Here is an 11,807-nt window from a genome sequence, read left to right on the forward strand (position 1 = left end):
ACCCCGAAGGGCTTCACCGTTCGACTTGCATGTGTTAAGCACGCCGCCAGCGTTCGTCCTGAGCCAGGATCAAACTCTCCGTGAATGTTTACCCGTAATCGGGTCCACACCCGCGTTGAGCGGCACGGCAACCACCGGAATAAGGCGGCCCCGCGCACTGCGTCCTCGCTAGTGTTATTTCAAAAGGAATCTCCAACCCCGATCAAACGATCAAGGCCGGGGATGTCAACATATCTGGCGTTGACTTTTGGCACGCTGTTGAGTTCTCAAGGAACGGACGCTTCCTTCGGACCGCCTTCCAGCGGGCCCTCCGGGCGCTTCGTTCTTTCGTGTTTCCAGCTTATCAGATGTTTTCCGCTCCGTTTTCCGGAGTTTCATTCATCCGATTTGGCTTTCGCCTTTCGGCGCTCCCGAACTCTATCAGAGTTTCTCGGTCCGTTTTCCCGGTCGTTCTCGAATTCAGATTCGAGGACTTCCTTGGGGCTCGTCCCGTGGGGCAACCCGGAGAACATTACGCACCGGGTCGCCCCACGTCAAACCAGCCTCAGACGGGGTCGGAGCAGGCTCAGACCTCGACGACGACCGGCAGGATCATCGGCCGGCGGCGGTAGTTGTCCGCGACCCACTTGCCGATGGTCCGGCGGACCAGCTGCTGCACCTGGCGGGGCTCCAGCACGCCGTCGCTGGCCGAGCGGTCCAGGGCCTCCTGGAGCTTGGAGACCACCGGCACGAAGGCGCTGTCCTCGATGCCGGAGCCGCGGGCCTGGATGGTCGGACCGCCGACGATCTTGCCGTTGGTCGAGTCGACCGCGACGAAGACCGAGATGAAGCCCTCCTCGCCGAGGATCTTGCGGTCCTTGAGCGAGGCCTCGGTGATGTCGCCGACCGAGGCGCCGTCCACGTAGACGTAGCCGGCCTGCACCTTGCCGACGATCCGGGCGACGCCCTTCTCCAGGTCGACGCAGACGCCGTCCTCGGCGATGACCACGCGGTTGCGCGGCACACCGGTGGCGATGCCCAGCTCGGCGGCGGCCCGCAGGTGGCGCCACTCACCGTGGACCGGCATCAGGTTGCGCGGCTTGCAGATGTTGAAGAAGTAGAGCAGCTCGCCGGCCGAGGCGTGGCCGGAGACGTGCACCTTGGCGTTGCCCTTGTGCACGACCTTGGCGCCCCAGCGGGTCAGGCCGTTGATCACGCGGTACACGGCGTTCTCGTTGCCCGGGATGAGCGAGGACGCCAGGACGACGGTGTCGCCCTCGACGATGCGGATCTGGTGGTCGCGGTTGGCCATCCGGGAGAGCGCCGCCATCGGCTCGCCCTGCGAGCCGGTGCAGATGAGCACGACCTCCTTCTCCGGGAGGTCGTCCAGCTGCTTGACGTCCACGATCAGGTTGCCGGGGACCTTCAGGTAGCCGAGGTCGCGGGCGATGCCCATGTTGCGGACCATCGAGCGGCCGACGAAGGCGACCTTGCGACCGTACTCGTGGGCGGCGTCCAGCACCTGCTGGATGCGGTGCACGTGGCTGGCGAAGGAGGCGACGATGATGCGCCGGTCGGCGTTCGCGAAAACGTTTCGCAGCGCCGCCGAGATGTCCCGCTCGTGCGGGATGAAGCCGGGGACCTCGGCGTTGGTGGAGTCCACCAGCAGCAGGTCCAGGCCCTCCTCCGCCAGCTTGGCGAAGGTCGGCAGGTCGGTGAGGCGGCCGTCCAGCGGCAGCTGGTCCATCTTGAAGTCGCCGGTGGCCACGACCATGCCGGCGGGGGTGCGGACGGCCACGGCGAGGGCGTCCGGGATGGAGTGGTTGACCGCGATGAACTCGCAGTCGAAGGGGCCGATGCGCTCGCGCTCGCCCTCCTTGACCTCCAGCACGTACGGCCGGATGCGGTGCTCGGCGAGCTTGGCCTCGATCAGCGCCAGGGTCAGCTTCGAACCGATCAGCGGGATGTCCGGGTTCTCCCGGAGGAGGAAGGGGACGGCGCCGATGTGGTCCTCGTGCCCGTGGGTGAGGACGATGCCGTCGACCTTGTCGAGGCGGTCCCGGATGTAGCTGAAGTCCGGGAGGATCAGGTCGACGCCGGGCTGCTCGTCCTCGGGGAAGAGGACGCCGCAGTCGACGATCAGGATGCGGTCCCCGTATTCGAAGACCGTCATGTTGCGGCCGATCTCGCCGAGGCCGCCGAGCGGAGTGATACGGAGGGCGCCCTCCTTCAGGGCCGGGGGCGCGCCGAGTTCGGGGTGCGGGTGGCTCAAAAGACTCTCCTCACGACGCACGCCATATGCCCGGGGTCCTCCCCTGGAGACATATGGCGTGCGTACTCAGTGTCGTTTTCCTACCGGGTCGGTGCTCTCGCGCCTTCGGTCCGGTCCAGCGGCGGTCCCGTGAGGGTCCGGCGAGCCGGGGCGCGCACGTCTGTGTCTGCTACAGGTGTACCCCGCCGGCGGCGAGATCCTGCTTCAATCGGTCGATCTCCTCGGGCGTCGCGCCGACCAGCGGCAGCCGCAGCGGTCCGGCCGGCAGGCCCTGGAGTTCCAGCGCGGCCTTGGTGAGGATCACGCCCTGGGTGCGGAACATACCCGTGAACACGGGCAGCAGACCCTGGTGGATCGCGGTGGCCTTGGCCACATCACCCGCCAGGTAGGCCTCGATCATCGTCTTCAGCTCACCGGCCACCACGTGTCCGACGACGCTGACCACGCCGACGGCTCCGACCGACAGCAGCGGCAGGTTGAGGATGTCGTCGCCGGAGTACCAGGCGAGGTCGGAGCGGGCGATCGCCCAGGCCGCGGCGCCGAGGTCACCCTTGGCATCCTTGTTGGCGACGATCCGCGGGTGCTCGCCGAGCCGGACCAGCGTCTCGTGGCTCAGCGCGACCCCGCTGCGGCCCGGGATGTCGTACGCCATGACCGGCAGGCCCGTGGCGTCGGCGACCTGCGTGAAGTGCCGGTACAGGCCCTCCTGCGGGGGCTTGTTGTAGTACGGCGTGACCACGAGCAGGCCGTGCGCACCGGCGGCCTCGCCCTGGCGGGCCAGCTCGACGCTGTGGTGCGTGTCATTGGTGCCGACGCCGGCCACCACGTGCGCCCGGTCCCCGACCGCCTCCACCACGGCGCGGACGAGCTGGGCCTTCTCGGCGTCGCTGGTGGTCGGGGACTCACCGGTGGTGCCGTTGACGACGAGGCCGTCGTTCCCGGAGTCGACGAGGTGCGTGGCGAGGCGCTGGGCGCCGTCGAGATCGAGTCCGCCGTCGGCGGTGAACGGGGTGACCATCGCGGTCAGCACCCGGCCGAACGGCGTCTGGGGGGTGGAGGTCGGAGCCATGGGTCCAAAACTACTCGTAGGCGGTGGGGCGGTACCCATGCCGGTCCAGGGTTCGGACAGGTGTAGCAGGTCAGAGGCAGGAAATGGGATCCCGGTACTGCCCGCTCGGGGGTTCAGGCAGCACCGGAATCCGTGGTCACGAATCTAGGGAGCGGCTAGAAAAGCCGCAATCCAGACATGCCACACACTCTGCCCATATGCCTGTCGTCCCAGGTCAGGGGGCGACTCGACCGTGCTTCTCGAAGGCCGCATGGGTGAGCGGCATGAGCTGGGCCCACTGCTGCTCCATCTGCTCGGCGACCATCTCGATCTCGCGCTGCGGGAACGACGGCACCGCCGAGTTCTCCCGCCTGGTGCGCAACGAGAGGAAGTGCATCAGCGAGCGCGAGTTGCAGGTCGCGTACATCGAGGAGAACAGGCCGACCGGCAGCACCGCGCGGGCCACCTCCCGGGCCACGCCCGCCGCCAGCATCTCCTGGTAGCGCGCGTAGGACTCGCGGTACGCGGCCTCCATCGCCTCGGTCGTGGTCCTGTGCTGCTCCGGGGTGCCCTCGGTGAACTCGTACTTGCCGGGGCGGCCCTGCTGGACCAGCTTCCGGTCCTCGCCGGGGACGTAGAAGACCGGCTGCAGCTCGCGGTAGCGGCCAGACTCCTCGTTGTACGACCAGCCGCTGCGGTGGCGGTGGAACTCGCGGAACACGAAGATCGGCGCGCTGATGAAGAAGGTCATCGAGTTGTGCTCGAAGGGCGTGCCGTGCCGGTCCCGCATCAGGAAGTTGATCAGGCCCTTGGACTTCTCCGGGTCCTGCTGGAGCGCCTCCAGGGACTGCTCGCCCGCGGTCGAGACCCGGGCCGCCCAGATGACGTCCGAGTCGGCGGCGGCGCTGCGGACCAGCTCCACCGTCACGTCGCTGCGGAAGCTGGGGGCCGTCGGTTCGTCGCTCACGCGTTACTCCTTGCGGGTTCGGTGCTGTGCAGCTTGATGGCGTGCTGCATGGTCTTACGGGCGCGCGGGGTGTCGCCGGCGTCGGCGTACGCCACGGCGAGGCGGAACCAGACCCGCCAGTCGCCGGGCGCGGCCTCCGCCTCGGCCTGGCGGCGGGCGAACACCGCGTCGGCCGAGGCCCGGTCGATCCGCCCGCCGGTGGTGCGCTTCAGCTCGTCCACCGGCAGGCCGCCCTCGGCCTCCAGCTCGTGGGCGAGCTGCTCGCTGGCCCGGCCGAAGCGGACGGTCTGGCGCAGGAACCAGACGCCGATCATCGGGATGACGAAAGCACAGATGCCGATGCCGATGCCGAGCGGCTTGCCGGTGGCGATCAGCTGGACGCCCTCCCCCACGCAGAGCAGGGCGACCAGCAGCAGCACGCCGGACAGGACGAAGAAACCGGTACGAGAGGTCATGTCACTCTCCCAGGAATGAGCATGGTCACAGGTCCAGGAAGTGTTCGAGGCCGAAGGTCAGCCCCGGCGTCCCGACCACCTTGCGCACGCCCAGCAGGATGCCCGGCATGAAGCTGCTGTGGTGCAGCGAGTCGTGCCGGATGGTGAGCGTCTCACCGGTGTCGCCGAACATCACCTGCTGGTGGGCGAGCAGGCCGCGCAGCCGTACCGCGTGCACCGGCACCCCGTCCACGTCGGCGCCGCGGGCGCCGGGCAGGCTGTGGGTGGTCGGGTCCTGCTGCCGGGGGCGGCCGGCCTCGGCGCGGGCGGCCGCGATCAGCTGGGCGGTGCGGGTGGCGGTGCCGCTGGGGGCGTCGGCCTTGCGGTCGTGGTGCAGCTCGACCACCTCGACCGACTCGAAGTACCGGGCGGCGATCTGGGAGAACTTCATGCCGAGGATCGCACCGATGGAGAAGTTCGGCGCGATCAGCAGACCGAGCTCCGGGGCCTGGTCGAGCCAGCCGCGAACGGTGGCGAGCCGCTCGTCCGTCCAGCCGGTGGTGCCGGTGACCACGTGGATGCCGTGGTGCAGGCAGTAGCCGAGGTTGCCCATCACCGAGTCCGGGTGGGTCAGCTCGACGACGACCTGGGCCCCGGCCCCGGTCAGCTCCTCCAGCTGGGAATCGCGGCCGAGGGTGGCCACCAGCTCCAGGTCCGGCGCGGCCTCGACGGCCTTGACCGCCTCGGAGCCGATCCGGCCCTTGGCGCCGATCACGGCGACACGCAGTGTCATAGCGAAAGTCCTCTCACCAGCAAACTCACACCGGGCAATCTCAGACCAGCAGATCGGCGAGCTTGGCGGCCCGCTTGTCGTTGACCGGGCCGATCACCGCCAGCGACGGCCGGTACGCGCCCAGCACATCACGGGCCACCGCGTGGACGTCCTCCAGGGTCACGGCCGCGATCCGCTCCAGCATGTCGTCCACCGACAGGTGGTGCCCGTAGCTGAGCTCGGCCTTGCCGATCCGGTTCATCAGCGACCCGGTGTCCTCCATACCGAGCACGGTGGAGCCGGAGATCTGGCCGATCGCACGGTGCAGCTCCTCCTCGGTGATGCCCTCGGCGACCACCTTGGCCAGCTCGGTGCGGCAGATCCGCAGCACCTCCTCGACCCGCTTGGGCTGGCAGCCGGCGTAGATGCCGAACAGGCCGCTGTCCGCGTACGAGGAGGAGTACGAGTAGACCGAGTACGCCAGCCCGCGCTTCTCCCGGACCTCCTGGAACAGCCGGGAGCTCATCCCGCCGCCCAGGGCCGCGTTGAGCACGCCCATCGCCCAGCGGCGCTCGTCGTGCCGGGGCACTCCGGGCACGCCCAGCACCAGGTGGGCCTGCTCGGTGGAGCGGTTGAGCACCTCGACCCGGCCGGCCGTGCGCAGTGCCTTGACGCCGCGGCGGGCCTCGGCGGGGGCCGCGGTGGAGCGGGCCAGCACCGGGGCGAAGGCCTGCTCGACCTGCTTGACCACCTTGCGGTGGTCCAGGTTGCCGGCCGCGGCGACAACCAGGTGCTCCGGGCGGTAGCGGCGGTGGTAGAAGCCGGCGACCTGGTCCCGGGTGAGCGCCTTGATGGTCTCCTGGGTGCCGAGGATCGGGCGGCCGAGCGGACCGCTGCCGTAGATCACCTTGGCGAACAGGTCGTGGACCACGTCACCCGGGTCGTCCTCGGCCATCGCCATCTCCTCCAGGATGACGCCGCGCTCGGCCTCCACGTCCTCGGTGCGGATCAGCGAGCCGGTGAGCATGTCGCAGACCACGTCGATGGCCAGCGGCAGGTCGGTGTCCAGGACCCTGGCGTAGTAGCAGGTGTTCTCCTTCGCGGTGAAGGCGTTCATCTCGCCGCCGACCGCGTCCAGGGCGGCCGAGATGTCCAGCGCGCTGCGCCGCTCGGTGCCCTTGAAGAGCAGGTGCTCCAGGTAGTGGGTGGCGCCGTTGAGCTGCGGGGTCTCGTCCCGCGAGCCGACGCCGACCCAGATGCCGAAGGTCGCGGAGCGCACCGTCGGCAGGGTCTCGGTGACGACCCGCAGGCCGCCGGGCAGCACGGTGCGGCGCACCGTTCCGGCGCCGTCGACGCCCTTGAGCAGGGTCCGGGTGGTGCCGGGTCGCTGCTTTACCGCCGGGGCCTGGGCCACGGGGGGTACCTCCAGACAAAACGCACGTGGAAAGACACGTACGGACGAACGCGTGGGCAACAGGGTGCGGCCCGCACGCCGGGAGGCGTACGGGCCGCAAGGGGTCAGCTAGCGGCGCTTCACTCGGAAGCGGCCTCGCCGCCCTCCTCGCCCTCGATGACCGGGATCAGGGAGAGCTTGCCGCGCGGGTCGATCTCGGCGATCTCGACCTGCACCTTGGCGCCGACGCCGAGGACGTCCTCGACGTTCTCCACGCGCTTGCCGCCGGCCAGCTTGCGGATCTGCGAGATGTGCAGCAGGCCGTCCTTGCCCGGCATGAGCGAGACGAACGCGCCGAAGGTCGTGGTCTTGACCACGGTACCCAGGTAGCGCTCGCCGACCTCCGGCATGGTCGGGTTGGCGATCTGGTTGATCGTGGTGCGGGCGGCCTCGGCGGCCGGGCCGTCGGCGGCACCGATGTAGATGGTGCCGTCGTCCTCGATCGTGATCTCGGCGCCGGTGTCCTCCTGGATCTGGTTGATCATCTTGCCCTTGGGGCCGATGACCTCACCGATCTTGTCCACCGGGATCTTGATGGTGATGATGCGCGGCGCGTTCGGGGACATCTCGTCCGGGGAGTCGATGGCCTCGTTCATCACGTCGAGGATGTGCAGGCGGGCGTCGCGGGCCTGCTTCAGCGCGGCGGCCAGCACCGAGGCCGGGATGCCGTTGAGCTTGGTGTCCAGCTGCAGCGCGGTGATGAAGTTGCGGGTACCGGCGACCTTGAAGTCCATGTCGCCGTACGCGTCCTCGGCACCCAGGATGTCGGTCAGCGCGACGTAGTGGGTCTCACCGTCGATCTCCTGGGAGATCAGGCCCATGGCGATACCGGCGACGGCGGCCTTCAGCGGCACACCGGCGTTCAGCAGCGACATGGTCGAGGCGCAGACCGAGCCCATCGAGGTGGAGCCGTTGGAGCCGAGCGCCTCGGAGACCTGGCGGATGGCGTACGGGAACTCCTCGCGGGTGGGCAGCACCGGCAGGATGGCCCGCTCGGCCAGGGCGCCGTGGCCGATCTCGCGGCGCTTGGGCGAGCCCACGCGGCCGGTCTCGCCGACCGAGTACGGCGGGAAGTTGTAGTTGTGCATGTAGCGGCGACGCGTCTCCGGGGAGAGCGTGTCCAGCTGCTGCTCCATGCGCAGCATGTTCAGCGTGGTGACACCCAGGATCTGGGTCTCGCCGCGCTCGAACAGGGCCGAGCCGTGGACGCGCGGGATGGCCTCGACCTCGGCGGCCAGGGTGCGGATGTCGGTGACGCCGCGGCCGTCGATGCGGACCTTGTCCGTGATGACGCGCTCGCGGACGATCTTCTTGGTCAGCGCGTTGTAGGCGGCGCTGATCTCCTTCTCGCGACCCTCGAACTCGGGGAGCAGCTTCTCGGCCGCAACCGCCTTGACGCGGTCCAGCTCGTTGTTGCGCTCCTGCTTGCCCGGGATGGTGAGGGCCTGGGCCAGCTCGTCCTTGACGGCGGCGGTCAGCGCGGCGAGGACGTCGTCCTGGTAGTCCAGGAAGACGGGGAACTCGGCGGTCGGCTTGGCGGCCTGGGCGGCCAGCTGCGACTGCGCGGCGCACAGCACCTTGATGAACGGCTTGGCGGCCTCGAGACCGGCGGCCACGACCTCCTCGGTCGGCGCCTCGGCGCCGCCCTCGACCAGCTTGATGGTCTTGTCGGTGGCCTCGGCCTCGACCATCATGATCGCGACGTCGCCGTCCGGCAGGACGCGACCGGCGACGACCATGTCGAAGACGGCCGACTCCAGCTCGCTGTGGGTCGGGAAGGCGACCCACTGGCCCTTGATCAGCGCGACGCGCACGCCACCGATCGGGCCGGAGAACGGCAGGCCCGCCAGCTGGGTGGAGGCGGAGGCGGCGTTGATGGCGACCACGTCGTACAGGTGGTCGGGGTTGAGCGCCATCACGGTGCAGACGACCTGGACCTCGTTGCGCAGGCCCTTGACGAAGGACGGGCGCAGCGGGCGGTCGATCAGGCGGCAGGTGAGGATCGCGTCCTCGGAGGGCCGGCCCTCGCGACGGAAGAACGAGCCGGGGATGCGGCCGGCGGCGTACATCCGCTCCTCGACGTCCACGGTCAGCGGGAAGAAGTCGAAGTGCTCCTTCGGCTGCTTGGACGCGCTGGTGGCCGACAGCACCATGGTGTCGTCGTCCAGGTAGGCCACGGCGGAGCCGGCGGCCTGACGGGCCAGACGGCCGGTCTCGAAGCGGATGGTACGGGTGCCGAAGGAACCGTTGTCGATCACGGCCTCGGCGTAGAACACGTTCTCTTCCACCTGGAAGATCTCCTCTTTCGTACGTCTCCGGGAGAGCGCCCCCGCGCACTGCCTTGCGTTTGGCCCTGGGGCCCTCCTGCCAGGGAGGGCGGCAGTCGGGCCGGTCTTCGATCGAAGCCTCCGGCGTGCCCCGCTCGGCTGCGGGGGTTCCGGGGGCCACTACCGAGGACCGGCGCCTCACGGCTGCCGGGCCGGGACGGGCGGTTCGCGTCTGGACGCTCTCTCGGATGCGGGCGGCTTCCGTTTGAAGCCTTCGTCCCGCGGGGGGTTCGGGTCTTTGTGCCCGGGTGGCGCGCTGGTGCGCCATCACCCGGCATGCCCACAACCCTACGGTGCAATCCTCGGCCACCTGGGGAGGTGCGCGCGAGTTGTTATGTCCGGGTGCCGCGGGCGGCGAGTTGTCGCTGGCCGCCGCGGCATACGCGCGAGGGGCGGCTCCCCGGTGTGGGGAGCCGCCCCGAGCGGCGTTCTCAGCGGGCGCCGCCGGCGGCACCGCGGCGGATGCCCAGGCGGTCGACGAGCGTACGGAAACGCTCGATGTCCTTCTTGGCCAGGTACTGCAGCAGGCGACGGCGCTGGCCGACCAGGATCAGCAGGCCACGACGCGAGTGGTGGTCGTGCTTGTGGGTCTTGAGGTGCTCGGTCAGGTCCGAGATGCGACGGGACAGCATGGCCACCTGGACCTCGGGGGAGCCGGTGTCGCCCTCCTTGGTGCCGAACTCGGCCATGATCTGCTTCTTGACGTCAGAGGCGAGAGCCACTTGCAACTCCTTCAAGGTCTTACCGAGCGGTCCTGGTCGACAGCACAGGACTCTGCGAGAACTCGGTGTCGATGAGCGCGGCCCGTACCCTTCCGGATTTGTCGCTGGGCGACCCATCGGGGGCGGACACACGGCTGCGCTCGGAGGCCAAGCGTACCAGTGCCGCCCACCCGGCTGGCCAGCGGGCCTCACGAGGGGTAGCGGAGCGGTTCCCGAGGAGGGCGGTGGCGGGCCGCGGGGTCAGCCGGTGGCGCCGCGGACCAGCCGGTAGATGTTGAGGACGGCGAGCGCCAGCGGCACCAGGGACATCAGGGTGAGGCTGTCGACCAGGTCCAGGATGCGCCCCCAGAACGGGGAGACGCCGAGCCTGGGCACCACCAGGGCGATCGCCGTGAGCAGCGCGGCGCCGAAGGCGATGGAGGCGGCCAGCCAGATGGTGCGCAGGTCGAGCTCGGTGGTGGAGCCGGCCGCGCGCAGGAAGAACTGCGGGGTGTGCAGGGACAGCCCGACGATCAGCAGGCACAGGCCCAGCAGGCCGGCGACGGTGAGGCTGAGGACCTGCGCGGTGTAGCGGAACAGCCGGGCGCGCAGCATGGTGGCGATGCCCAGGGCCAGCGCGAGCAGCTCGGGGAAGGTCCGGTCGGTGAAGGCGAGGACGGCGCAGGCGCCGACCACCACCGCGGCGCAGCCGCCGACCAGGCCGACCAGCACCTCGTGGCCGCGGCGCGCCTGGTGGGCGATCTTCTCGTACTGGACGGCCTCGGCGCGCTCGGCCTCCTCGTCGTAGTCGCGGCTGCGGGTGCGGGTCTGGCCGGGGGCGCTGAAGCCGACCGGCAGCCGGGCGAAGCGGGCGGAGAGGCTGGGCAGGAAGCCGACCGCGGCCACGGCGGCGACGCCGGTGACGGCGGCGATGTTCCCGGCCGGGGTGCCGGGCATCAGCACGGCGGTGAAGGTGGCGAGCGAGCCCGCGGTGGCGACGAAGGCGGCGGCGACGAACACCGCGTCCTTCTCGGGCAGAAGTCCGGCGAGCAGCACGGCGACCACCAGGACGGCGACGCAGCCGGTCAGGAACTGGAGCCGGCCGGGGCCGTCCCACTTGTGGGCGACGGCGAGGATGCCGCTGCCGCCGATCATGGCGTGCGGCAGGGCGCCGAGGCCGAGCGCGAGGGCGGAGTGGGCGTCCTGGTAGACCCGGGCGCGCACCCCGGCGAGCGCGGTGAGCACGACGGCGGTGACGCCGGCCAGGATGCCGGGCAGGCCGTGCATGTCGTGGCGCGGGTCGGAGAACCAGAGCGCGAAGCCGAGCAGGGTGAGCAGCACCCCGGCGCCGATCAGGCCGAAGCCGCGCATCAGGTCGACGGTCCAGAACCGGCGGTCGGCCTCGACGGCGCCGGCGATGGCGTCGGCGACGTCGTCGTAGACCGCCGGCGGGAGGGACTCGGCGAAGGGGCGCAGCGCGAGCAGGTCGCCGTCGCGGACCTGCTGGGCGGACAGCGGCAGGCTGCTGTCGAGCACCGTGCCGTCGCGGCGGACCAGGTGGAAGCCGGTGGGGGCGCCCTCGGGCTGGCTCTGCTTGGCCAGCCGCAGCACCTCGGGGTAGACGTCCGCGAGCGGGACGTCCTCGGGCAGGGCGACGTCGATCTTGCGATCGGGGGCGACGACGGTCACCCGGCAGTAACCGGTGGCAGCCGCGCTCATGCGCCCACCTCGCTCCGCTCGCCAGGCGCTTCGCGCAACGGGCAGCTCTCGATGATGAGCTCGCTCCGCTCACTCATGGGTGACTGCACCTCGATCCTTCGACGCACTGGCGCTCCCCCTTGTTGACGGTGCCGC

Annotated in this window: 9 protein-coding genes and 1 rRNA gene; all 10 read right to left on the minus strand. The window is 70.0% G+C overall.

Going from position 1 to position 11,807, the window contains the following annotated elements:
* Positions 1-85 (minus strand): 16S ribosomal RNA (locus ACFVWU_RS18645); the annotation flags it as partial.
* 480 nt (positions 86-565) lie between these two features.
* The gene (locus tag ACFVWU_RS18650) at positions 566-2,251 is read right to left on the minus strand and encodes a ribonuclease J (RefSeq protein WP_380614698.1); all 1,686 of its coding nucleotides are present in this window, start codon (positions 2,249-2,251) and stop codon (positions 566-568) included.
* Positions 2,252-2,420: 169 nt separating this feature from the next.
* The gene (gene dapA, locus ACFVWU_RS18655) at positions 2,421-3,320 is read right to left on the minus strand and encodes a 4-hydroxy-tetrahydrodipicolinate synthase (RefSeq protein WP_387621884.1); all 900 of its coding nucleotides are present in this window, start codon (positions 3,318-3,320) and stop codon (positions 2,421-2,423) included.
* 214 nt (positions 3,321-3,534) lie between these two features.
* The gene (thyX, locus tag ACFVWU_RS18660; RefSeq protein ID WP_387621886.1) at positions 3,535-4,266 is read right to left on the minus strand and encodes an FAD-dependent thymidylate synthase; all 732 of its coding nucleotides are present in this window, start codon (positions 4,264-4,266) and stop codon (positions 3,535-3,537) included.
* Entirely contained in the window at positions 4,263-4,721 is a 459-nt protein-coding gene (locus tag ACFVWU_RS18665; protein ID WP_387621889.1) for a hypothetical protein, read from the minus strand. The genes thyX and ACFVWU_RS18665 overlap by 4 nt, the downstream gene beginning before the upstream one ends.
* Positions 4,722-4,746: 25 nt before the next feature.
* Complete coding sequence (gene dapB / locus ACFVWU_RS18670) at positions 4,747-5,493, minus strand: 4-hydroxy-tetrahydrodipicolinate reductase (RefSeq protein ID WP_387621892.1); 747 nt, start codon at positions 5,491-5,493, stop codon at positions 4,747-4,749.
* A 40-nt stretch (positions 5,494-5,533) separates the two neighbouring features.
* A complete protein-coding gene (locus tag ACFVWU_RS18675) occupies positions 5,534-6,886 on the minus strand; it encodes a M16 family metallopeptidase (protein ID WP_387621895.1) in 1,353 nt (450 codons plus the stop codon).
* 119 nt (positions 6,887-7,005) lie between these two features.
* Positions 7,006-9,213 (minus strand): polyribonucleotide nucleotidyltransferase, encoded by a 2,208-nt coding sequence (locus ACFVWU_RS18680; protein WP_387621898.1) that lies wholly within the window; start codon positions 9,211-9,213, stop codon positions 7,006-7,008.
* A 470-nt stretch (positions 9,214-9,683) separates the two neighbouring features.
* Positions 9,684-9,974, minus strand: a complete 291-nt coding sequence (gene rpsO / locus ACFVWU_RS18685; RefSeq protein ID WP_030062424.1) for a 30S ribosomal protein S15 — start codon at positions 9,972-9,974, stop codon at positions 9,684-9,686.
* A 240-nt stretch (positions 9,975-10,214) separates the two neighbouring features.
* On the minus strand, positions 10,215-11,672 hold the full coding sequence (eccD, locus tag ACFVWU_RS18690; protein ID WP_387621902.1) for a type VII secretion integral membrane protein EccD: 1,458 nt from the start codon (positions 11,670-11,672) through the stop codon (positions 10,215-10,217).
* Positions 11,673-11,807 lie beyond the last annotated feature (135 nt).

The organism is Kitasatospora sp. NPDC058190, assembly GCF_042883685.1.
GTDB lineage: Bacteria > Actinomycetota > Actinomycetes > Streptomycetales > Streptomycetaceae > Kitasatospora.